The organism is Oceanobacillus profundus (assembly GCF_003515705.1).
Classification (GTDB): Bacteria; Bacillota; Bacilli; order Bacillales; family Amphibacillaceae; genus Oceanobacillus; species Oceanobacillus profundus.
This window is the reverse complement of record NZ_QWEH01000017.1, coordinates 60313-83977: the sequence shown is the minus strand read 5'-3', so window position 1 is coordinate 83977 and position 23665 is coordinate 60313. Positions and strand designations below refer to the sequence as shown.

At 36.7% G+C, this 23665-nt stretch carries 28 protein-coding genes and 2 pseudogenes; 5 read left to right on the top strand and 25 right to left on the bottom strand.

The features are described from left to right. Positions 1-147: 147 nt before the first annotated feature. Entirely contained in the window at positions 148-993 is an 846-nt protein-coding gene (locus tag D1B32_RS19330; protein WP_095313129.1) for an MBL fold metallo-hydrolase, read from the bottom strand. Positions 994-1369: 376 nt separating this feature from the next. Between D1B32_RS19330 and D1B32_RS24480 the strand changes: the two genes are divergently transcribed. Genes D1B32_RS24480 through D1B32_RS24340 form a run of 3 tightly spaced genes read left to right on the top strand, consistent with a single transcriptional unit; the run spans position 1370 to position 2164 of the window. Then, the gene (locus tag D1B32_RS24480; protein WP_118890193.1) at positions 1370-1633 is read left to right on the top strand and encodes a catalase; all 264 of its coding nucleotides are present in this window, start codon (positions 1370-1372) and stop codon (positions 1631-1633) included. Continuing rightward, positions 1587-2084: a DJ-1/PfpI family protein gene (locus D1B32_RS19320; protein ID WP_275669473.1), complete on the top strand. Its 498-nt coding sequence runs from the start codon at positions 1587-1589 to the stop codon at positions 2082-2084. The genes D1B32_RS24480 and D1B32_RS19320 overlap by 47 nt, the downstream gene beginning before the upstream one ends. Then, positions 2018-2164 carry a hypothetical protein gene (locus D1B32_RS24340; RefSeq protein ID WP_316246665.1) on the top strand — a complete coding sequence of 49 codons (147 nt, stop codon included), beginning with the start codon at positions 2018-2020 and terminating at the stop codon, positions 2162-2164. The genes D1B32_RS19320 and D1B32_RS24340 overlap by 67 nt, the downstream gene beginning before the upstream one ends. A 103-nt stretch (positions 2165-2267) precedes the next feature. Here D1B32_RS24340 and D1B32_RS19315 read toward each other — a convergent pair whose 3' ends face one another. The 15 genes and pseudogenes from D1B32_RS19315 to D1B32_RS19250 all read right to left on the bottom strand — a co-directional run bounded on the left by D1B32_RS19315 (position 2268) and on the right by D1B32_RS19250 (position 13676). Then, positions 2268-2966, bottom strand: a complete 699-nt coding sequence (locus D1B32_RS19315; RefSeq protein WP_118890192.1) for a hypothetical protein — start codon at positions 2964-2966, stop codon at positions 2268-2270. Positions 2967-3003: 37 nt separating this feature from the next. After that, the gene (locus D1B32_RS19310) at positions 3004-3843 is read right to left on the bottom strand and encodes an ABC transporter ATP-binding protein (RefSeq protein ID WP_420814768.1); all 840 of its coding nucleotides are present in this window, start codon (positions 3841-3843) and stop codon (positions 3004-3006) included. A 191-nt stretch (positions 3844-4034) separates the two neighbouring features. Continuing rightward, positions 4035-4397, bottom strand: a complete 363-nt coding sequence (locus D1B32_RS19305; RefSeq protein ID WP_118890190.1) for a DUF1801 domain-containing protein — start codon at positions 4395-4397, stop codon at positions 4035-4037. A 134-nt stretch (positions 4398-4531) separates the two neighbouring features. Continuing rightward, positions 4532-5035, bottom strand: a complete 504-nt coding sequence (locus D1B32_RS19300) for a DUF1572 family protein (protein WP_316246663.1) — start codon at positions 5033-5035, stop codon at positions 4532-4534. Positions 5036-5150: 115 nt separating this feature from the next. Further along, positions 5151-5531, bottom strand: coding sequence for a VOC family protein (locus D1B32_RS19295; protein ID WP_118890189.1), 381 nt, complete (start codon positions 5529-5531; stop codon positions 5151-5153). A gap of 237 nt (positions 5532-5768) precedes the next feature. After that, positions 5769-5913, bottom strand: a pseudogene (locus D1B32_RS19290) (helix-turn-helix domain-containing protein); the annotation flags it as partial. Between the two features lie 573 nt (positions 5914-6486). Continuing rightward, on the bottom strand, positions 6487-7281 hold the full coding sequence (locus D1B32_RS19285; protein ID WP_095313073.1) for a TraX family protein: 795 nt from the start codon (positions 7279-7281) through the stop codon (positions 6487-6489). 88 nt (positions 7282-7369) lie between these two features. Next, positions 7370-7843, bottom strand: coding sequence for a hypothetical protein (locus D1B32_RS19280; RefSeq protein WP_095313072.1), 474 nt, complete (start codon positions 7841-7843; stop codon positions 7370-7372). 333 nt (positions 7844-8176) lie between these two features. Continuing rightward, positions 8177-8248 (bottom strand): annotated as a pseudogene (locus tag D1B32_RS24625) (helix-turn-helix domain-containing protein); the annotation flags it as partial. Between the two features lie 267 nt (positions 8249-8515). Further along, positions 8516-9205 (bottom strand): copper homeostasis protein CutC, encoded by a 690-nt coding sequence (locus D1B32_RS19275; protein ID WP_095313071.1) that lies wholly within the window; start codon positions 9203-9205, stop codon positions 8516-8518. Between the two features lie 27 nt (positions 9206-9232). Beyond that, on the bottom strand, positions 9233-10150 hold the full coding sequence (locus tag D1B32_RS19270; protein WP_095313070.1) for a DUF7916 family protein: 918 nt from the start codon (positions 10148-10150) through the stop codon (positions 9233-9235). A gap of 31 nt (positions 10151-10181) precedes the next feature. Beyond that, on the bottom strand, positions 10182-10904 hold the full coding sequence (locus tag D1B32_RS19265; RefSeq protein ID WP_095313068.1) for a GntR family transcriptional regulator: 723 nt from the start codon (positions 10902-10904) through the stop codon (positions 10182-10184). Between the two features lie 156 nt (positions 10905-11060). Beyond that, positions 11061-12512 carry an N-acetylglucosamine-specific PTS transporter subunit IIBC gene (nagE, locus tag D1B32_RS19260; RefSeq protein WP_095313066.1) on the bottom strand — a complete coding sequence of 484 codons (1452 nt, stop codon included), beginning with the start codon at positions 12510-12512 and terminating at the stop codon, positions 11061-11063. A 370-nt stretch (positions 12513-12882) separates the two neighbouring features. Further along, positions 12883-13335: an SRPBCC family protein gene (locus tag D1B32_RS19255; RefSeq protein WP_095313064.1), complete on the bottom strand. Its 453-nt coding sequence runs from the start codon at positions 13333-13335 to the stop codon at positions 12883-12885. Next, positions 13332-13676 (bottom strand): MerR family transcriptional regulator, encoded by a 345-nt coding sequence (locus D1B32_RS19250; RefSeq protein WP_095313061.1) that lies wholly within the window; start codon positions 13674-13676, stop codon positions 13332-13334. The genes D1B32_RS19255 and D1B32_RS19250 overlap by 4 nt, the downstream gene beginning before the upstream one ends. Positions 13677-14039: 363 nt before the next feature. On the opposite strand from D1B32_RS19250, the gene D1B32_RS19245 reads away from it, so the two are divergent. After that, positions 14040-15497, top strand: a complete 1458-nt coding sequence (locus D1B32_RS19245) for a catalase (RefSeq protein ID WP_187393173.1) — start codon at positions 14040-14042, stop codon at positions 15495-15497. Between the two features lie 69 nt (positions 15498-15566). On the opposite strand, the gene D1B32_RS19240 is transcribed toward D1B32_RS19245, so the two are convergent. The 7 genes from D1B32_RS19240 to D1B32_RS19210 all read right to left on the bottom strand — a co-directional run bounded on the left by D1B32_RS19240 (position 15567) and on the right by D1B32_RS19210 (position 20191). Then, a complete protein-coding gene (locus D1B32_RS19240; protein ID WP_095313057.1) occupies positions 15567-15788 on the bottom strand; it encodes a helix-turn-helix domain-containing protein in 222 nt (73 codons plus the stop codon). 9 nt (positions 15789-15797) lie between these two features. Further along, the gene (locus D1B32_RS19235) at positions 15798-16274 is read right to left on the bottom strand and encodes a DUF2975 domain-containing protein (protein WP_095313055.1); all 477 of its coding nucleotides are present in this window, start codon (positions 16272-16274) and stop codon (positions 15798-15800) included. 382 nt (positions 16275-16656) lie between these two features. Continuing rightward, a complete protein-coding gene (gene phnE, locus D1B32_RS19225) occupies positions 16657-17460 on the bottom strand; it encodes a phosphonate ABC transporter, permease protein PhnE (protein ID WP_095313053.1) in 804 nt (267 codons plus the stop codon). 10 nt (positions 17461-17470) lie between these two features. After that, entirely contained in the window at positions 17471-17785 is a 315-nt protein-coding gene (locus tag D1B32_RS24520; protein ID WP_316246664.1) for a PhnE/PtxC family ABC transporter permease, read from the bottom strand. Beyond that, positions 17731-18279 carry a PhnE/PtxC family ABC transporter permease gene (locus D1B32_RS19220; protein WP_316246662.1) on the bottom strand — a complete coding sequence of 183 codons (549 nt, stop codon included), beginning with the start codon at positions 18277-18279 and terminating at the stop codon, positions 17731-17733. The genes D1B32_RS24520 and D1B32_RS19220 overlap by 55 nt, the downstream gene beginning before the upstream one ends. Continuing rightward, positions 18254-19039, bottom strand: a complete 786-nt coding sequence (gene phnC / locus D1B32_RS19215) for a phosphonate ABC transporter ATP-binding protein (protein ID WP_095313049.1) — start codon at positions 19037-19039, stop codon at positions 18254-18256. Before phnC ends, D1B32_RS19220 begins: the two co-directional genes overlap by 26 nt. Positions 19040-19120: 81 nt before the next feature. Then, positions 19121-20191, bottom strand: a complete 1071-nt coding sequence (locus D1B32_RS19210; RefSeq protein ID WP_095313047.1) for a phosphate/phosphite/phosphonate ABC transporter substrate-binding protein — start codon at positions 20189-20191, stop codon at positions 19121-19123. 272 nt (positions 20192-20463) lie between these two features. Between D1B32_RS19210 and norA the strand changes: the two genes are divergently transcribed. After that, positions 20464-21639, top strand: coding sequence for a multidrug efflux MFS transporter NorA (gene norA, locus D1B32_RS19205; RefSeq protein ID WP_095313045.1), 1176 nt, complete (start codon positions 20464-20466; stop codon positions 21637-21639). A gap of 316 nt (positions 21640-21955) precedes the next feature. Here the strand turns inward: norA and D1B32_RS19200 are convergent, their stop codons facing one another. Continuing rightward, on the bottom strand, positions 21956-22921 hold the full coding sequence (locus D1B32_RS19200) for an NAD(P)H-dependent flavin oxidoreductase (RefSeq protein WP_095313043.1): 966 nt from the start codon (positions 22919-22921) through the stop codon (positions 21956-21958). Between the two features lie 182 nt (positions 22922-23103). Next, a complete protein-coding gene (locus tag D1B32_RS19195) occupies positions 23104-23664 on the bottom strand; it encodes a sugar O-acetyltransferase (protein WP_095313041.1) in 561 nt (186 codons plus the stop codon). Between the last annotated feature and the right edge of the window lies 1 nt (position 23665).

The following is a 23665-nucleotide window of genomic DNA, read 5'->3' as shown; positions in this document are numbered from 1 at the left end:
AGCTCCTGAAATGATGTAACAGTTGCGTGTATACACTAATAAGAGAAGTGGATAGTAAGCGAAAGGGACAATTTCATATTGATTAAAAATAGTGACTCAAAATCTCATTCTTTTGAGTCACCTTCTTCGTTCTTACGATTTCTCGCATCAGTGTTTGGGGTCTACAAACCGACCATAATCTGGTATTGCTAGTCGGTCAAATTCTTTAACTAGTCTTGCTAATCCTTCTGAAAGTTCTTGCCCAGACACTGGCATTCCATGACCAGTTACCACAATAGCAGGGTTTAAGTCTTCCAGCTTTTTAACAGATTCCCAAGCAGCAGTCCAATCAGTCGTTAAGTACCTTGGCGGGCCGTTTATTTCCACTTTTTGAGTCATTACCTTGTAAAGTGATTCTTGTTTCACAGTAACAAAAGCATCGCCAGCAATAAGAGCACGATCTTTTTCCCTAAATAAAGATACATGACCAGGAGCATGTCCTGGTGTATGAATCCATTTCCAACCAGGCATATGTGGAACACTTCCATCATCAGGCAGTGCTTCTATATTGCTTCCTAAGTTAACAGCTTCATTTGGGAACATTGGTGACATTTTTGCCACAAGTCCCCCTTCAACGGATCCATCCGGTTCTGGATAGTCTTGTTTTCCAGTTAAAAAAGGCAACTCAGCCTCATGGGCATATACTTTAATTCCCCACTTCTCCACTAAATCTACAACTGCGCCAACATGATCAAAGTGTCCATGTGTTAGTATAATTGCTTGTGGTTTACTGTCTTCTCCAAACCGCTCCTCTACCATTTCCACAATCCGATTGGATGATTCAGGCATACCAGTGTCCACTAAAACCCACTCACCTGAATTATCCGGATTACCCACACAGCACAAATTCACAATTTGATTTGTATAGCAGTAAAGATCGGGAAGAACCTCCTTCCCAACTCCACTCGTCATCGAATACATCGGCAGAAACTGATCCTCCATTGAATCATGCATTCCATTTTGTATGTCTTTTTCCATAAAAATTCTCCACTTTTCTTTGTTTTAGTTTTGTTCACATTGATTTGTTGTTCATTTAAGTTTTTATATATTAATTAAAGTCTTGTTAAAAACATCTATATTATTTGGGCTAACGGCAAAAAGTATGTACATTTTTAAAAGTCCTATTAAAGCACCATACTTTGTATCAATTAATATAAAGGTTTAGGCACAGCAATCGATACTTCACTAACTATAATGAGGGCATTGCAAGAGGTAAGAGGCGGGTCATGCTCAGAACCCCTTACGCTAATAAATCTGTGTTCTAATATTAGAAAAAAAACGTAAGTATAGAAATGGTACTTATATCTCAACCGTTTGAAAGGGTGATTAAATGGATGATGAGAAATCATCAAAAAACCAAAAACGGGTAAATCAAGACTTTAAACAAGAACAACTAGAACAATACCGAATGAGCGACTACGGCCAGCCAATGACAACACAGGAAGGAAAAAAAAGATCACAGGATCAGGATCAATTAAAAGCAGGTATCCGTGGACCTTCCTTACGTCAGGATTATGAATTATTAGAGAAGGTGTCACACTTTGTTCATGAAGAAATACCTGAAAGAGTGGTTCATGCAAGGTGTTGCGGATAACATCGGGGTGGATCGACCAAGCGGATCCAATGTTCCTGTTTCTACAAGCTATTCTTCCCTTAGTCAGGCCAGTACATCTAAATATGCATATACACAAAAAGCAGGCGTACTTATTGGCGATGGTTATAACGGTAATGAGGTAACCAATGCACTTAACACCTTACAGCAATATGGTGTTTTTGTTGACATCATAAGTGAAAGGCTTGGTACGGTTATCGGAAATGATGGAACAACACTCCAAGTTGATAAAACGTTTCTTACATCGAGCCCTTATCTTGTAGACTCACTTTACGTTATTGGCGGAAGTTCTAGAAACCAGGTAAAATTCAACTCAGACATCACGGAATTTGTACATGTAGCTTATAAGCACTATACTATAAACCAATTGGTGTTTCCTCAACTGGTGAGTCTTTTATTCATGCATCAGAAAACAATATTTTGGCTGGTGTAGTTTTTGCTGCAAATAATACAGATTTTGGTGAGGATTTTGTTTCTGCCATAGCGCAGCAGCGGTTTTGGGACAGAAAATAGCTTTTTATATTGGATGGGAGAAAGGATATGTTCTTTCCATCCTTTATACTTTCTACGGAGTCCTGTCGCTCCAATAAAATAACGAATCCTTAATTTTTATTCTCTAGCATTTAGCCAATTTCAAAAACAAAATTAAAAGAAGAATCGAGTAAATGATTATCCAGATAAAAGGAAATATGGATAGGTCTCCAAGATTTTCCCCGCTCCAATTCATTAGTGATTGCTGTGTGTTTACTGCAGGAGGAATAACCCAGGTTATATTTTTCAAAGCAGCAGGCAGGGCACCATGGATTCCAAGAGCTGCGATGGAAAGAACAATAGTAAGTGCTAGCCCACCATAGGAATTTACAGGGCTTTCCATCAGTGCTTCACTAAATAAACTAGCAACCGTAATACCAAGAGTTGCTAATAAAATATGGTTTGCAAAAGAAACAAAACCAATTGTTAATGTCACAGGTTCAGCGAACATACCAAAAATAATCGGATATACAAAAGAATATACAGTTAGCAGCACGGCTATTAGCCATACAGATAATAATTTTGAAATATAGTAACGATTTCTCCCTTTAGCATGAAGTATCATAATTTGTCTTTGTACTGGTGGATCCAGTGATAAAACACTGATACACAACCAGGACGATATAACATATATAATCAACGCAGTCACAGCATAACTATCAATGATTGGATTTGGAGTATATGTATATTGGACAAATACTAAGACGAAGAAAGTAGAGATGGGAGGAAAGTATTTATGGGACCGCAAATAATCGTGCAAACTAAATTTAATCAGTTCTTTCAAATAGATCCCTCCTTATAATTGGAAATAGCGTGACATCTTATTCCCTTTCCCACTCTCCATCGTTATCTACAGTTGTTACTTGATTAATGCTTCCTTGTAATGCTAGGATTCTCGATAAAACTTTATCACTATAATTCGCATGAACATATAGTAACAACCCATTATCCATTTCCTTCATGTGCAATACTTCCTCCCATTGTTTCACCTGAGAATCATCCAACCGCTTTACTTCTATTAACTTCAATGAATCCTTTTCGTTTTTCATCTTTGTCTTTGAAAGAAGGCCATTATATATATAGTAAGTCGTTTCCACTATATCCTCAAAGATGTTTGATTCATGATAGGTTAATAGTATTGTCGACCCTCGTTCTTTCAATTCTTTGATTACAAGTAGTAATTCCTGTTGGGCTTGAGCGTCAAGTCCGGATATAGGTTCGTCCAGGATTAAAAGCTCTGGCCTTTGCATGATAGCTTGGATAATCCCAACTTTCTGGGTGTTTCCTTTTGAAAGTTCATTTATCCGGTGATTATCCAGCTTTTCTAACTGAAACCGACGTAAAAATGTTGGAATATTTTTCCTAAGACGCGCTTTTGAAATTCCAGTAATTGTACCTATGTAACACAAATACTCACTTGGAGTGAAACGTATATCTTTTGGAAACCTCTCTGGTACATATCCTATTCTAATCTTTTTATTAGGATAAATAACCTTACCAGAAGTTGGCTTCTCAAGTCCCGCTATCAATCGTAAAATGGTGCTTTTTCCAGTACCATTCCCGCCCAGTATTGCAATAACTTGTTTTTGATCAATGGTAAGCGAGATATCACGTAAAACCTGTTGATTATTGTACGCTTTACTAATATGCTCAAGCTCCACAAACTTCTCCATTTAATCGCCCCCAACCTAACCGATTTCAATTAGGCTCTGCTCTCTCATCCAATTGATCCGGTTAATCATTTCATTTGGCTCATCACACCTAAACATAACCGTATAAAAGCTACTTATCATTTTTACAGAAAGTATCACAAGTAAAATTGATAATTGTAGCGTTCTAGTATTTATAGTCTTCACTCTTTAGATTCATTCAATGTGATTGCTTTTTCAATAAGCGAAGTGAAGATGTCCTCTTGAATATCCTCAATCTTTGTAATTCTTATATGGCGCATCGCTTTTCCTGTACCCTTCAATAAGTCACTTTCAATTTCATTTCCTTTATAAAACCCTAAATTAACATGTTTCTTAGCAGGTTGCAGATAGCATACGAGCCCCTTATATGAATAGCTAGGCATTGACCATTTGAACTCTTCAATAAGCTTGGGCGAAGCATCAAAAATAACTTTCCGCAATGCATTTGTAATCTCTTGAATGTCAGGTGACAATTGATCAATCATTTGATCAACTTTCTCAGTTGTTCGTATCTTATCAGTCATCTAATCAATCTCCTCTTTAAGGTCAGCCAAACAATGAATCATATAGGGATAGGGAAGCCCTTTTTGATTTTCGACTGGTTTAGTTATTGTTTTACAATTTCTTCTAACATCACTGCAGATTATAGCTATCCTAATCATTTGTTCTTCGGAATGCTTAAAATGATCCATTCTTTTCCCTTGATTTGTTTCCCGATATAAAGAATTTGCCCTAAGTGATAGCTAATGTGAACGACTTCTGTTTGAATTGCTTGAAGCACACTAATCGATTTCCCCCTTAGTGTAACCTTCCGATTTAGATCTTCTCCGTTAAGGTTCCCGATTGTATGAAAAAGCAGCTTCCATCCATCTTCCCAAATCTGCATCAGATGTTTCTTTGACTCATTACGATCAACAAATTCTAGGTCTCTATTTCTATAAGCTTTTTCTCCATCCGCCGTTAAAAAATCTACCCATCGAGAGTGCATATTCCCACTCAAATGTTTGATAATAATTGCAATGCTATTCGACTCTTCATTTGACTTCCAGTGTAAATCCATTTCAGATAATTGTTCGATTCCCTTTTCTGCACGTTCTTTAAAATGTTTAAACTGTTCAATTATAGTTGTCAGGTACTCCTTTTCAAAGGTAATTAAAATCACCCCTTATTATAGATTCAATTCAAATTTTGAGGTAGATGAACACTATCCTTCTTATATATGCTGTTGTATAAATCAAAGTAAAAAGGTGCCCACTAACTAATCGATTATGGAATCCTTAGCAATTACAAATCATGACGACATTTCCATCTGGATCCTTTATATTAAACCAGGCTGTGTCTTCCACCCACTCCATTTCTCTCACAATTACAATCCCTTTTTCTTTCACATATTTATAAGCATCATCAATATTGGGTGCATAAAAATTGAAAATCGGACTAGGGCTCACATGATGTTTGAAAAACGGATCAAAGGTGTGATCATCTAAAGTGAGCGATGATGTCCCTACTAACAGGACGTTAAAAACCGGTGACACAACTCGTTCTAAATCAACATCCATTCCTAATAAGTCACAATACCATTTTGCAGAAGCTTTCAAATCCGACACATGTACAAACACACCATTCATTTGATTTTTTATCGGCAAGATATTCTCCACGTTATTACCGCTCCCGTATTTTTTATTGAATGTTACTGTTTCAGATTGCTGATACCTCCAATTACTTTAGGCATAGGAGAAGCAACCATTACAGCTTATCCCAAAATCTATATTGATCATATAAAATTTTATAAAGTTTGTAAAATACAATCTATTTAAAGTGTGTTATTAACTTATTTTTTTCAAAGTACCTTAATACTCAATTGAATAGAGTCTTATTGAATGATATCTCTGGTTCAGCAAGAACCCTTCTGCCATTTCTTTGCTAACATAATATCCATCATCATTTTCCTCTTTTGATTGCGCAGTCTCTTTAAGCAAATATGGAAACCTCAAAAATATTTCCGATCATCAAGAGCTTTTCTGTCTCTGGAAATCCTTGCCTGTACGAAAGCAAAAACAACAATGCAATCAATTCTACTGGTATCTTTATTTTAATTTCGATCATTCCCATTCTTATCACTCCTTTATTTTTTATTACTTACTTTGTTTTATTAAATACCTTTCTTTTTTAAAAACTTTTGATCTGTCTTACTATGTTTGAGCCTTAAACAATATCTATTTCATAAACAGACCCTCTTCATAAATATAAGCGCTCATCTCACAAAATCCGGTACATTTCTTATCAAGGAATTTAAAGCAAAACAAAAAAGGCCATAGTTTCCTATGACCTTTCACTGTCTTATTACTTTCCTACCCACATTTTAATGAGTCGCATAATGGGTTTGCGACTCCCTTTTATAAATCGTCATTGAGAAGAACGATCCCTGTTTTATTCGTCGCTCCAGGACTGGCGACATCACTTTCTGAATAGCATAAATCAATAAACATTTTTAATCAAGGGCGATTGGGGGAAACCAAATTCCCCAAGTTGCCCTTACGAACATCCACTTGCGTGATGTCTGGATTATTCGTAGATTCCTTCCATAATTCAAGCCATTCTTTATTTTAATACTTAACCTAATTGAGATAAATAAACACCAATTAAATATAAAATTAAAATGTGTACAGGATAAAAAACATAAAAAAAGTACTTCAAACCAATCCCTTTTTTACCGTTGTAAAGTAATATTAACGGTAATGCTATTATCATGATCCATTGATACCCAGCATATTGAATTAGGTATTCCGCAAAGAAATCTGGTCTATACCCCCATTTAGAGTATACAACATAACAAAATATAGAAAATAAGATATAAACAACGCTAATACCAATCTTAGTCTTTCTAGTTACATAAAGAAGCAAGCCTAAAAGTACAAAAAACGGTCCACCTTCTACAAAAAAAACACTACCAAATATAGAACCGAAAAATTGATAAACAACACTAGCATCACTAATAAAGCGCCAATCTATCTCTGAAAACAGCATACTAATCAAAAAAACTAGCATTTGCCATACAACAAGAAACAAAACATATTTTATTTGCTTTTTCTCAAAAAAATAAATGAATATTATTATCAAAAAAAGAGGAGCAAAAAAATTATTCGTTATATACATTTGGGTTTCATTAAAAACAATATTAATAATAAGGTTTAATATAGCCATACCCAAAGTACATAGGTACAAACGAATGATGTACTTTTTTCTATCTAAAGTATATTGATAACCTATAATTAGAGCATAAATAAACACTGGGGCTGCAATTCTACCTACCCAATGAAACCATTCTGGAGTATTAGATATAAATTGACCAACATGGTCAATAAACATCGATATCAATGCAATTATCTTAAGTTTAGTGGTCGTCATCAACATTCTCCTAAAATAAACTCAAATATAACAGAGTGAAACACCATGAGAAAAAAGATCACGACGTTTCACTTGTAAAATTATTAATTCAATTAGCTTTTACTGATCCACTAAAATTACTTGGTCCATAAAATTTTATATAATATTGTCCTTTTGAATCCAAATTACGAACAGATATTTGGCTCTGTTTTGCGTTCAGAGTAAATGTCCCTACCGCACCAATTGTTCCTTTTTTATAAAGTTTATATTTTAGTTTTCCATCTCTAAAATTGCGCACTTCTATTGAAACACTGCTGGCTCCAGTAAAGTATTTATTTGTATATAGGTTAGAGTTTGCTGCACTTCCTGAAAATTTCATCTCTCCACTACTTTTTAAATTATGTGATTTAGTCGGTTTACCCAAACCTAGAGTTGACATACCCTCAGTATTTTCAGTTTCTGCATCAGCTGGTGGATTTTCAGAAACTCCAACGTTTGTTCCTGCGCTTGTTGCTCCTACATTAGTACCTAAAACCAACATAAAAATGAGGGATAAAATACTAACTGTCATAAACTTTTTCATTAAACAAGTACCTCCAATTTAATTTTTTCAAAAATACAATATAAATCAATATTCGACGCTAACCTCCTAAAAACCTCCCAATATATACATAAAATTTCCTGCAAATTAAAAACCGTGCGGTATTTAAATATATATATAAAATTATGCACGACCTTAAATTCAAAAATTCAGTTGAGTACGTGGCTAAAAGAATATAAATATCTCAATTTTTTTTTGAAACTATAAATTTAATTTTTTCACTTAAAAACGAAAATCGAAAAAAAACGTTTTTCTAAATTTTTATGTATAAAATTCTGTTGTTCATCGAGTTTCTGAATCAATAATTTATTATTTTTCCCATTTACTAATCGCCTGTCTTGTTGTATTTAGTTTCCTTAGTTTAAAAAGTTTTTGACCAAAGGTCATGCACGAAACCCCTTTCATTTTGTTAGTTCTAGTTTAGGATAACAATGCTTTTCTTTCTATCACGGAGCAAATGCACTTTGTCAACGGATGGTTGCATACATGTTATGCATGGTTTTATGCAGATCGCAAAGATCCTATTCTAATGTATCATGGAATCTTTGGTAGAAAGTAATCGAAACATAAAAAATCCAGCATTAGGTTGTTGGACACTAATACTGGATTTTTAAGTTGTTGAGCCACCAAATAGTACTTAAGCACAAATAAACCTTACATCAATTCCTTTTGTATTCGTTGAATTGCGGATTGTGAAAGTTCATTTGCGAATGAGCCATCCACCCTTACAGCACTACCAAAATGATAATCTTCTGCACTTACCATTTGATGAATACCCGCAATGTTTTCTGGTGATAGTCCTGAACCAGGCATGATACTCGGTCCGTTTTGCCCGAAAGATAGTTTTACCAATTTTGCTAACTGGTCTTTGCCTTTCTCACAATTTACTTCCCCGCCGGATGTCAAAATCCGCCTTACATTCTGTTTGAATTGGAGTAAAGTACGGTAGGCGGCTTCTTGTGAATGAACCTCATCAAACGCACGGTGAAAGGTTATATCTATATCTGGGAACCGCCGAATAATCTCACGAAGCATTTCTTCATTTATGGTACCATTCTGATTTAGTGCACCGAAGACAATTCGATTGCCTCCAAGCTTTGTAATCATTTCGATATCTTCACAAATCACCTGAAAATCATCTTCTGTATAGTTAAATTGATAGCTATGGGGGCGAACCATGATCTGGACAGGAATCTTTACGCTTTGCAGGACCTGTTTGATCGCTCCATAGCTTGGGGTTAGCCCTCCCTCTTTCATTGCGGATACGAGTTCTAGACGGTGAGACCCTAGTTTTTCTGCCTGAATAGCTTCTTGCTTATTTTGTACAATCAGTTCCAAATTCATATCTTTCACCAACCTTTTTGCAAACTTCTAACGTTTTACAGATGCAGCCATTCTTACATACGTATGGCGTCTTCCTCTGATAGCGATGGAATAGGTCATAATGTTTTCCGGGACAGCAATTCCGTAAAAGCCTGTATCCCCTATATGATAAATATCTGCACCAGCCATTTTACTATTTAACGCGATTTGGCGGATCGTTGCCTCATCAGCTCCTTCTTGGCTTGTCCCAATCGTGAGCATTGCCAGCGCACCTTTTGAATGAACAAATTGTACATAGTTTTGGACAGTATCCAATGTGATTCCAGGGACTGTTCCAGGAGCAGGCATTAAAATAACATCCGCTCCTGCTTTAATAAAACTGGATAGTGCATCTTCTGAAATAATACTGCTGCCTGTTTCATTTGTAACTCCAGCACCATGCATTTTTCCTGCAATAATTAATCCTTCTTCACCAAAAACCTCACGGGCCTTCTGAATAGCAACAATCGTTTCATTATTTGTCACACCTGTTTTAGGATTACCCGTTAAACATATGAAATCAAAACCTAATTTTCTCGCTTTCCTTAAGGATTCTTCGGTAGCCAATCTTCCTTTTGAAACTGTATCTAATTTTTCTATTTGTTCGGCATGAAGGTCGACTGGTTCTAAATTCAGGCCAACAGGACGTCCAGTTAGTTCCTTCACTTTTTGTATGACTGATTCATTCTGATCACATTCAACCCCTTCAACAGCAGGGTTAAACACATCAAATAAATTTAATAAGAGTAAATCAGCACCGAACGCAGATGCAAGTTCAGCATTGGTGACGCTCGGGTATAATGGCGCTACAGAAGTCATTGTCTCTGATAGCATTACTCTTCCTTCACAGGCTTGAATGGACTGCTTTAAGTCTTGGCCATTCATTTTTTGAAAATCAGAAGCCGTACAATCTAATAATCTTTTCACTAAAAATTTCCCCTTTCTTCATACTTCTATGTTATCGATTAATTTTAACTTTGTATTTATAGCGGTCAGCACGATAGTATGATTGTACATACTCTAAAGGTATATCATTTTCAGTGAGACTAACTCGGGAAATATAGAGAATCGGATCACCAATTTTAATATCAAGCGCGTCAGCCATGTGCTTACGAGCGATTGTTGCTTCCACTTCCTGTTCAGCGGACAAAATCCGAAGTTCAGTCTCATTTTCAATATGTTGATAAATGGATTGTTCTGCAATTTCTCTCGTAAGACCTGGAATACGATCTACTGACGTATAAAAGATTTGAAATGCGATTGGCAGCTGATCCCCTAAACGCAATCTTTTTATTTCATAGACTGATGAGCCTTCCTCCAGTCCTAACTTCTTGGCTAACCATCCACTTGCTTTTATAATGTTAAATTCTAATACCTTTGTTCCTGCTACCATTCCCCGTAAACGCATATCCTCTGAAAAACTTGTTAAGTGTTCCAAATCCTGTTCGAATTTCTTATAAGCAACGAAAGTCCCTTTTCCACGTTCACGCTGTAAATAGCCTTCACTTGTAAGATTATTCATTGCTTGCCTTACCGTCATTCGACTGATTTGGTACTTCTCAGCATACTCACGCTCAGAAGGAACTAAGTCTCCAGGTTTTAACTCCTTCTTTTCAATCATCTCTTTTATCACTTGTTCCAATTGAAAATAAAGTGGTATTGGCGATTCTTTGATTATCATTTTAGAAAACACTTTCCTTTTATCGTTACGTAAAAGCAATGATGTCTTGTATCGGATATTTAATTATTACGTTCGACTATATTTTAATACGTAAGCTATCGTTCTAGATAATCTACGCTAGGCTGTTCAAGCGATTAGGACACTCCCAATCATGTATTACTTATGAATCTTCTTCATCTCGTCAGCTACAAATTGAACTTGTGTGCCAACAACAACTTGAACATTGTTTTTACCAGTAACAACTACCCCTGGTACACCTGTAGCCTTAATTTTACTTTGATCAATTGCAGACGAATCTTTCACATCCAGTCTTAATCGGGTAACACAATTGTCAATAGAGGTAACGTTTTCTTCCCCACCTAAACCTTCGTAAATTTTCGCTGCCATTGCTGCGAATTTATTGTCATCGGCATTTTCAGTAGATTCTACCTCTTCCGCTTCAAGCACATCATCATCTTCTCTACCAGGAGTTTTGATATTAAATTTTGCAATTAAAAATCTAAATATAATATAGTAGATAACAAAGAATACCAGTCCCTGGAGCAATAGCATGTACGGTTCATTAGCCATTGGCAGACGCGAGCTTAATATAAAGTCAATTAGCCCCGCGCTAAAACCAAAACCAGCTGTCCAATTAAACATAGCAGCAATCGCCATGGAGATACCTGTTAATACGGCATGAACAACATATAAAAACGGCGCTACAAACATAAAAGCAAATTCAATTGGTTCTGTAACCCCAGTTAAGAAGGAAGCAAAACCTCCTGCAAGCATTAAGGATCCTACTTGCTTTTTCCTTTTTGTTTTTGCCGCATGATACATCGCAAGTCCTGCTGCAGGTAAGCCAAACATCATAATCGGGAAGTATCCGGCTTGATACATACCTGTAATTCCTTTTTCACCAGTTCCCGCCCAGAAATTTCCAATATCGTTTATTCCCGCTACATCAAACCAGAACACAGAGTTAAGCGCATGATGTAATCCAATTGGAATTAATAATTTATTAAGAAATCCATAAATCCCTGCACCAATAGCCCCTAATGTACTAATCATTTCACCGAAATTAACTAATCCTGTATAAACTACAGGCCAGACAAAGAATAATGCTGCAGCAACAACAAGCATTAAAGCAGATGTCATAATCGGTACAACTCGCTTCCCACTAAAGAAAGCTAACGCTGCTGGTAATTGTACATGACTAAATCGATTAAACATAATTGATGCTACAACCCCAGAAAGAATTCCAATAAACGCATTTTCTATATTCTCAAAGGCTGGGTTTACATTTTCCACATTAATTCCTTGCAATAATGCAACAGTATCAACGGAAAGTAGTGTGGTTACGACTAAGTAGGCAACTAGCCCACTTAGTGCAGCAGCACCGTCTCTCTCCTTGGACATACCTAACGCAATCCCTACCGCAAATAAGATTGGTATATTATCAATAATGGAAGAGCCTGCTTTAATTAAGAAAGCAGCTGCTGCACTTCCTTCCCCCATGCCTGATGGGTCAATCCAATAACCTATCCCCATTAAAATTGCCGCTGCAGGTAATACTGCAACCGGTAACATCAATGAACGACCTATACTTTGGAGATATTTCATCATCCTGTTTTCCTCCTATCAAAAGTTTTATATATGTTGTTAATTTACGGAGTGTATAAACTAAAAAAATGTGTAACGTACTTAATATAGTATTCTACCCAAAAAATACGCTTTCATTTAAGGTTATAACTTTCGAACCCTTCCTTATTTCATCCGTAAAAAATTAAAGATAACAACGAAATATATTGTATCCCACGTTAAACTAGTTGTCTATACCAATTTCATATCATTTTTTAGCTTAAAGAATCAAAAAGCTCGCCAGTTCGTAATCAACTCGAACCGGCGAGCTTTGCTTTTTATTCCCCAATTAACGGGACACTATGTTTGTAGGACTTCAATTGCTTAATCGTTTTCGAAGTCACAAATTACGAATCTAAATTTTCATTGCTTCCTCATTCACTTTTTGCATAAACTCTTCTACAACTTTATTGTTGCTTTTCTCACTTCCTAGCTTCAACATTGCTCTTCCTACAAAATTAACCCCTTTATTACTACCCTCATAAATAAATGCCGTTTGTGTATCACTAATTTTAAGTAATTTAAAAGATAGATTAATCTCAAAAGCTTTACCTAAAACAAAACGTATTTGCTTGTACTTTTTATCTTCTAAGTCTTCATAAGCTAACGTTTCTACAATATACGTTTCAAGCCGTTTTCCTTCCCGATAGGTTTGTTCGTGCTTTGCTCCAACCTCACCTTCCCTTTTTTCAATCACCGTATGTTTCTCTACTTTAGGCATAATCTGTTTGATGTTTCTATCTAAAAATAGGCTCCATACATTTTCAATATTTGTATCAATAGTGATTTCTTCTTTCCATTGGATCATTTGTATTCTTCCTTCCCAGATTCAAGAAAAGCATCGATCTCTTCAACCCGAAGCAGAAGATCGTCTATTTCCCTCTGAATTTTATGTCTTTTTTGTATTAACAGCCCATCTAAATTTGCAAATGACTCATCCTCCATGACACAGACCATTTCCTGTATGGTAAAGCCAAGTCTCCGCAATTTAACGAGGAGGATTGCCAGGAAGTAACTTCCATCATCGTAATAACGATAGTTGTTATTTGGATCAATAAATGCTGGTTCAAGCAATTTTACTTCGGCATAGTATCGTAATGTTTCTTTACTTAATCCGGTCATCTCAGAAAAATCACTAACCTTATACATCCTGTCCCTCCCGCTCGTCTTAAATTATAAACTGTGGGGTGCGCCACAGAGTCAATATATATTACCGAAATTCTATCGACAGATTTAAAAAATAACTTTGTACCACCTAAATTTAGTGTTCCTTCATTTGTTAATAAAAACTATACCACACAAAATTCCCTAAATTCACCAAAGTTTATAATTATCAATTATATAATTTAATTGAGAAAAAAATATTTTAAAATAAGATCATTCGTTCTTGACTTACTAAATATCTTTATATAAAATAGCATCTATAGAAATAAATTATAATTAATATAAATTAAAAACTATTATACTTTGGAGGTATTTATTTTGGGGAATATAAATGAAAACAAAAAAAGAATGACTACTGCATTTGGTAATCCTGTACCAAATGACTCAGATTCTAAGACAGCCGGTCCACGCGGCCCGTTATTAATGGAAGATTACTGGTTCCTCGAGAAACTAGCTCACTTTGATCGTGAGGTAATCCCAGAGCGCCGTATGCACGCGAAAGGTTCCGGTGCATACGGGACATTTACCGTTACGAACGATATTACAAAATATACGAAAGCAGACATTTTCTCAGAGGTTGGTAAGAAAACCGATATGTTTGTCCGCTTCTCAACTGTTGCTGGTGAACGCGGGGCTGCTGATGCAGAACGTGATATTCGTGGTACATCTATGAAATTCTATACAGAGGAAGGTAACTGGGATCTTGTCGGAAATAATACGCCTGTGTTCTTTATGAGAGATCCGAAGCGGTTCCCAGATTTAAACCATGTTGTAAAACGTGATCCAAAAACGAATATGCATAGCGCTCAAGCGAACTGGGATTTTTGGACAAGCTTACCGGAAGCACTGCATCAAGTGACAATCACGATGAGCGACCGTGGTATTCCAGCAAGCTATCGAAACATGCATATGTTTGGTAGTCATACGTATAGCTTTTTCAATGCAGAAAATGAACGATTTTGGGTAAAATTCCACTTCAAAACACAACAAGGAATTAAAAATCTGACTGAACAAGAAGCTGAAGCATTAGTTGGTCGCGACCGTGAAAGCCATCAACGAGATTTATTTCAAGCAATTGAACGCGGAGATAATCCAAAATGGACTTTATTTATCCAAGTTATGACAGAAGAATATGCAAGAAACATGAAAGATAATCCATTTGATATCACAAAGGTTTGGTATAAAGAGGATTTCCCACTAATTGAAGTTGGTGAGGTTGAATTAAATCGCAACCCAGAGAATTACTTTGAAGAAGTTGAGCAGGCTGCATTCGCTCCAACCAACATTGTTCCTGGTATTGGTTTCTCTCCAGATAGAATGTTGCAAGGTCGCTTATTCTCATACGGAGATGCACAACGCTATCGTTTAGGTGTAAACCACTGGCAAATCCCAGTCAACTATCCGAAAAACGCGAAGAATTTCAACCCCTATCATCGTGATGGTGCTATGAGAGTCATCCCTCATGGAAATCAAGTCACATATAGCCCAAATAGCTATGGTGAATGGGAAGACAGCAAGGAACACCAAGAACCAGCTCTAGATATTTTTGGTACTGCGGATTATCATAACTTCCGAGAAGATGATGATAATTACTATGAACAACCCGGTAGGTTATTCCGATTAATGACTGTAGAAGAGCAGCAAAGGTTATTTGAAAACACAGCAAAAAATATGCAAGGAACTACGAAGGAAATTCAATTAAGACATATTAACAATTGTTATAAAGCAGATCCAGCATATGGCGAAGGTGTAGCCAGAGCGCTTGGCGTTCCAGTGGATGAAATAGCTGTTTCTACTACTGTATAAACGAAAAAGAAGACTGTCCTCACTTGAAGGCAGTCTTTTTTATAACTACTGGATTTGGAAAAAGGTTACTTAATTGGTGCCACCCTCATCGGCTCGATATTCCAATACATCACCCGGCTGACACTCTAATGCCTTACAAATGGCATCTAACGTTGAAATCCGAATTGCTTTTGCCTTCCCATTTTTCAATATAGAAAGATTTGCCATCGTTATGCCAACCCGCTCAGATAATTCCGTCACACTCATTTTTCGTTTTGCTAACATCACATCAATATTAATTATAATCGCCATATTATCACCTCATACCGTCAAATCATTTTCGGATTTTATATGAATCGCTTCTTCTAAAAGTCTTTGGAGAACCGCAGCAAAGACTGCGATCACCATCGAAGCAAAAATAGGGACCATTCCGATAATGATGAGACCTGGTGCATCATCTAGCTCTGCTACGATATAAACAAAAGGAATAATAAGCACATACAACCCACTGATTGTTATTGCACACCATTTAATTTTCTTTAGAGCCACAACAGATAATTTAGAGAAAGCCTGGTTCTTGTCAATATAGCTTAAAAGTTTAAAAGCCTCGTACAAAGCAAAGAAAAACGGAATCACTGATACATACATACCAATTATAATGGGATACAGAATATGATCATATTCTGGATTTGCTGGATTATTAACTAACCAATACACTCCGAATATAGATAAAGCAAGAACCGGAGTTCCAATAAGAAATAGTGCTAACTTTAAAAAGAGTGTTGAACCATATTTCATTAAATACACCTCACTTTATTATTCTATTTGATTTTATCATTATATTTATCGTTTCACAATAAATAAATTACGATTTTCGATGTTTTTTTGTTGAAAACCAAATATAAAAAGAACAAAAAGGAGCTCGGCACCCAAGCTCCTTTTGCCTTTTCAACTAATGCACCATTTTGTTTAGAAGTTTTATAAGATAATTTCCAAGCAGGAATTAAAGAATGGAAATGGGAAAAGTAACTTACTAAAATATGTATGAGCGTATACAAGCTCAATGTTGTTAAATATGTGATAAACCAAATATATAATGGCCGCCTTAAAAATAAATAGAGTAATAACATTCCAACTGGAAACGGCATTATTACAATAAGCCATATCAGCGCTCCAAGCGTTATCCCCTTACTAACTTTGTCCGAATTTTATTGGACACATATTCAACAATTAAAATAAGTATAACAAGACCAATTAAAATTGAACCAACCTCTTCCCAGCGATATGAATTCATGGCAAATATAAGCGGAGCACCAATTCCACCTGCTCCAACTAATCCTAGAACAGCTGCATCACGCAGATTCATATCAAATCGATAGATGATGATGGACAGGAACAAAGCTGAAAGCTGTGGCAGTATACCAAAACGTATTTTTTCTATCATGGTACATCCTAATGATTCCATCGACTCCAGAATAGACGTATCTAAATCTTCTATAACGTCTACATACAACTTTGCCAACATTCCTATACTTGTTAGAGACATTGTTAAAACGCCTGCAAACGGGCCTGGACCGGTTACCCGGATAAACATTAGTCCATAAACAATGGCAGGAATTGTCCTAATAAAAACGAGCAATAAGCGAATGATAATTGCTACTGGCTTCGGTACAATATTTGATGCGGATAAAAAAGCAAGCGGAATTGCCAGAATTGCTCCTACAATGGTACCTAAGAAAGCAATTGCTACTGTTTCAATGAGCAAATAAGGTACCCCATTCGTAAAATTAAACAACAATTCTACATCTGGTTGAACGAGACCCAACAGGATATTTTTGGCGATTGTAAGTCCATTCACTGTTAATTCATCAAACTGGATGGCAGACAACGACCAACCAAAAAGGATAATCAAGATCAATGCTGTCATTATTTGTGTAAGACGGCGATTCGGTTCCAGTTCGTACTGTTTATCGATATGATTCATATGTAATCTCCTACTTTAATTTCTTTCGGTAATGTTCACTAATCGATTCAATCAAATAGACAACAACAACTAGCATCAGTAAAATCATGCCTACATTTGCGTAGTTTCGCCATCCAAGACTTTCATTTAGCAGCAGTCCAATACCACCTGCTCCAACGTACCCTAAAATAGCTGCGTAACGAACATTTCCCTCAAAACAAAACAAGGAAGTCGATAAATAATTCGGTAGTATTTGCGGGAAAATAGCATACCGAAATGATTGGATTGTTGTTAAACCCATCGAATGCATCGCCTCATATGCATGACATTCTCTATTTGCTCGTATAGTAATTTGCCTACATATGCGATTGTAAATAAGTAAATTGCAACTGTTCCCGCAAACGTTCCAAGTCCGAAAATATAGGTAGCAATAAGAGCAACAATCAATGTTGGAAGTGTGCGCAATAAGCTTAGGGCAAATTTGGTTGCAGATGAAATCCAGGCTGCCTTCGCAATATTACTTGCTGCAAGTATCGCTAACGGCAATGCAGAAATGGCACCTAAAAGTGATCCAAGTAGTGACATTTTAATAGTATCTAATAATGGCTTCCAAATGTGCGGAACATAAGCCCATGTTGGTGAAAGCATCTCTTGTATAATGACAAAGAACTGGCGGATTCTAGTGATTAGAATTTCAAGATCGAACCCCGTAATTTGAATAGACCAGTAGGAAAATCCGAGTAAAAGCAGAATAATAACGGGCGTCATGGACCTCCTTTCCACTACTACTTTTCCATTTGGAAGTGTTAATTTCTTAGTTGGTAACAGCTTCGCGAGCATGGGCAATGTCCTCCCCTTTTTCAACAGACCCTTTATAAATCTGTTCTAAAATCTCGTCTGTTACATCCTCTGTTCGTCCATCATAGACAATTTCTCCAGCACGTATGCCAATAATTCGACTCGCATATTCCAGTGCTAATTCGACATGATGAATGTTCATGATAACGGTCATATGAAGTTCCTGATTAATTCGCCTGAAGTCTCCCATTACTTGATTTGCAGTTACTGGATCAAGTGATGCCACAGGCTCATCAGCTAAAATAATTTTGGGGTTTTGCGCAAGTGTACGTGCGAGAGCTACACGCTGTTGCTGTCCGCCTGACAATTGATCAACCCTAACGAATGCCTTATCTAAAATACCAACCCGATCAAGTGCGATTAACGCCTGTTTTTTCTCTTGTTCTGTAAACACACCTAGCACCTTTCTCCATAAAGGTATTCCAGGAACAAAAGAAACAAGCACGTTTTTCATAACCGAGATACGGGTGACTAAGTTAAATGACTGAAAAATCATTCCAATGCTGCGACGCAATTGGCGTATTCCCTTTCCTCTTAATGTGCTGATTTCGACATCGTCTACCTTCAAAGAGCCGCTTGATATATCGTGCATACGATTAACGCAACGCAGTAACGTCGATTTCCCAGCGCCTGAAAGCCCAATAATAGCTACATATTCTCCTTGATCGATCTGAAGATCAATATCCTTTAACGCCAATAAACCATCGGGATATTGTTTGTGGACTTGTTTAAATTCAATCATGATGATACTCCAATCCTAGAAAAAAATGAGAACATAGAATAACGTTCTCATTTTTCTATCATTCTATTTGCATTCTGATCCTTAGTTTGACCCTACTTGCTGCACAATTTCCTGGGCCTTTCGTTCATTATCATAGTCTTCATCTGTCGCTTCTTGATACCCTTCATGACTGTAGATCGCAATAACTTCTTTTCCCTCTTCTGATTCTCCAATATTCATAAATGCTTTCTTTAATGCTGCTTTCAAATCATCATTCATTATTTCAGAGTTTTTGCTCACACTAATAGTGTCATTATAGATTGCTGGCATAACACCAATGACATCTGTTTCTTCCCAGATATCAGCGTCACGACCGTATTCCGTCGTCCATGTGTCTACAAAGTCACGACGTGCATCTGCATACGTAACTAATACATCTGTTTGTCCGGTAGCTAAACGAGCAAATGCACTTCCATATGAATCAGCTTGTACCGCTTTTGATAAGTCCGTAATTGTCTTATTAAAGTTTTCTTGCAACCATAATGCAGGGTAAATGTAACCCGCTGGAGATGACGATGACATCACATTCCAAGTCGCATTATCTACATCTTCAAATGTCAGCTCTTCCCCATTATTTACTTTCTCGGCTAAAGCTTGTCCGTTCTCTGATGGACCAGCAATTAATAATGCACGATATGAAGTTGTTTGTTCATCCGTTGGTTCTGTTGGTTCATTTTCATTCCAATCTGCAGCGTTATCCGAGTCATTGCTTAAACCTGCACGTGTTGCTGTTAATATAACTTCAGCACCGTCATCATACAATACATATGTACCGCCTGGAATAAATCCAATATCCGTTGTTCCGGCTGAGAGTGCTTCTCCAACTGCCTCATAATTTGTACCTACATTTATTTCAATTTCACCTATGTCATATCCTAAGCCAGATAGCTCTTCTGTTAATAACTCCTTTAACGGTTCTGTAGCAGTAATAATTTCCTCTGGTTCACGAGAAGGTACAAATCCAATGGACAATTTTTCAATAGATTCATTTTCTGTTGTATCACTAGAATTAGCGCCTTCTGTAGAAGCATCACTTTCTTCCGTCTGATCACCACAAGCTGCTAAAACTACTGCAAATAGTAATGTTGCAGCAAATAAAATAACTTTCTTCATGTAACAATCCTCCTAAGCCTTAATACCGATAATTTTAACAGAATTATATTAATTAACTGTAAATTGTTTGTTAAGTTAAATTATAATCATGCAGATAATTGATAGTTAAAACCTAATATCAAGAGTTAAAAGAAGTTTAATTGCAATCCACTTTTTTATTAAATAGAGTGGGTATGTACACGAAACAAAAATCGAAAAATAAAGATTGCATGTATGAGGGAAAAAGAGTAGAATTCTAATATTACTTAGGAAAAGAATATAGGTGACATAAGATGAAGAAGAGAAAAGAAATGACATTAGCCATACTACTTATGAACATATTTTTTGTCTTTTTAGGAATCAGTTTAGTTATACCTGTACTGCCAACAATAATGAATGAGTTAAATATTAGTGGTACCGTTGTTGGCTATTTAACCGCAGCATTTGCTTTAACACAATTAATTTTTTCTCCATTTGCTGGAAAAGCGGCTGATAAATTCGGCCGGAAAATTATGATTGTGATCGGTTTATTTATTTTCAGTTTTTCCGAACTATTATTCGGGCTGGGAAAAACAATAGAAGTTCTATTTATATCACGTATTTTAGGTGGCGTAAGTGGTGCTTTTATCATGCCTGCTGTGACGGCATTTATTGCCGACGTTACCACAATAGAGAAACGCCCAAAAGCACTTGGCTATATGTCTGCAGCAATTAACACCGGTTTTATAATCGGGCCTGGCATCGGCGGATTTTTGGCGGAAATCGGTACAAGAGTTCCATTTTTTTCAGCCGCTGCTTTTGCTTTTGTAGTCGCGATTTTATCCATTTTCACATTGAAGGAGCCTAGCTCTAAAGCAGAAGACACGTTGGATGAATCACCATTAGCTGGAAAGAACAGCTTAAAGAAAATGTTAAAGCCAATGTTCTTTATTGCCTTTATCGTAATTTTCATAGCATCATTTGGTTTAGCTGCATTTGATTCTTTATTCAGCCTATATGTTGACCATAAATTTGCATTTAGCCCGTCGGATATAGCTATTGCCATTACAGGTGGTGCAATTATCGGTGCACTCTTCCAGATTCTATTATTTGATCCATTAACCAGATATATGGGGGAAGTTAATATCATTCGTTGGTCATTACTATTCTCGACGATTTTAGTTTTCGCGATGACACTCGTAAACACCTACTGGACAATCATGGCAGTGACATTTACGGTATTCATCGGATTTGATCTTATTCGTCCGGCTGTAACGACCTACCTCTCACGCATCGCTGGTAATGAGCAAGGATTTGTTGGCGGGATGAACTCCTTCTTCACTTCGCTTGCCAATGTGTTTGGACCAGTTCTGGGAGGTATGCTGTTTGATATCGATATAAATTTCCCTTTTTATTTTAGTGCAGTTGTGATTATACTAGGTTTCGTAATGACGATGTTCTGGAAGGATCCACATTTGAAGGGGCTTTAAATATTACAAGAAGAAGTAACTGTAATTGTTTTGGCTAGGTTAGAATTCCTGTTGTTTTGATAGCTTCTTACTAGCTTTATGAACTAACTTATCTAATTAGAAAAAAACACCATTCAACTCCCACATACTTTGTTAAACCGGAGTTGAATGGTTTATAACCTAACGGATAACTAGATCGGATGCCCGCTTGTTACTGGTCCAATCATATCTGCTTACAAAAAAAAGATGTCCGTAATTAGGACAGCCTTACAGATAGAGAATGATTATACACTCGCCTTATTTATGTGCATTTATTTTATTAATATTATCTACTGGATTACCCTCTTATAATATTACGAATACGGCTCAGACTATTTTCTGCTGTTAAAATCATCTCAGCAAACAATTCCTGTACTGTTGGTACGTTGTTGATAAGACCAATTACCTGCCCAGCCCAGCCAAACCCTTCTTCTTCATGACCATCATAAATATATCTACAATTCGTTTTGCCACTAATCATATCTTTCAGATCCTCGTACGTTGCTCCTTGATGTTCTCGATCGATAATTTCTAAAGCAAAATCTGATTGAAGAACTCGTCCTGGGGCACCTAATGATTTTTTAATAATGACCGTGTCTGTTTCTTGCGCTTGTAAAAGCGCATTTTTATAGTCGTAATGTGCATGTACGCATTCTTGGGTAGCAATAAAACGAGTCCCCATCACGATACCTTCTGCACCAAGAGAAAAAGCTGCTAATAAACCTCTGCCGTCGCCTATTCCTCCTGCTGCTAACACGGGAATGGATACATGGTCTACAATACGAGGAATCAGCACCATTGTACCAATATCGTCACGCCCTAAATGACCTCCACCTTCTTGTCCAACTGCAATAAGTGCATCCGCTCCAAGCTGTTCTGCTTTCTGTGCATGTCTAACTCCTGAAACAAGGACAAGCGTCTTAATATTCTCGTCTTTGAGTCGTTCTAACACAGGTTTTGGATTACCACCAGTAATAGAGATTACCGGTACCTTTTCCTCTATTGCCACTTCTAATAATTCCTCGTATTCACCGTTGTACTTTGCAATAGCAAAGTTTACACCAAAAGGCTTGTTCGTAAACTCACGTAATTTATGAATTTCATTCCGAAGATTTTCAGGCGTACGTAATGTTGCTGCAGTAATTTGCCCTAGTCCTCCGGCATTTGAGACAGCAGCAGCTAGTTCTGCATAACCTAAATAAGCTAGACCACCTTGTATGATTGGATACTGAATTCCGAATAGATCTGTTACTTGAGTTTTCACGGTTTCCCCTCCTTATAATAGTGTCATCAATATTTTATCACTTGTTACTATTACTTGGTACTAATTCGTATTAAAATGTATTATATAAAGTAAGGAAAATTATATTAATAAAGGTACAATTCCTTGTGAATGGAATTGCACCACTTGTTTAAAAGAACTTGATTAGTTAAGCAAAAGGAATCTTATAGTTCAATTTGTTTAATGATTCTAGCAGGGTTACCCCCAACTACCACATTATCTGGTATGTCCTTCGTAACGACTGCACCAGCTCCAACCACAACATTATCTCCTATTGTTACTCCTGGATTTATAATTGCACTTCCTCCAATCCATACATTGTTGCCAACTGTAATCGGTTTTCCGCTTTCTATCCCAGAATTTCGTTCCACTGGATGAAGCGGATGTGTTGCTGTATAGATTTGTACCCTTGGTCCAAGCATACAATTATCTCCAAAACGCACTTCACAAATATCTAAAAACGTACAGTCAAAATTCGCATAAAAATTGTCTCCTACGTATGTATTATAACCATAATCAAATCGTATATTTGGTTCCATATAGATATTTTCTCCTGTCGAACCAAATAACCCCTCTAATAGTTTTGTTCGCTTTTCTCCCTCTGTCTCTAACGTTTGATTATATTGCCTAACCTTACGTCTTGCTTCCATACGATCCTTTACCAATTCTGAATCTGCGGGATTATACATTTCTCCAGCTATCATTTTTTCTTTTTCCGTTTTCATC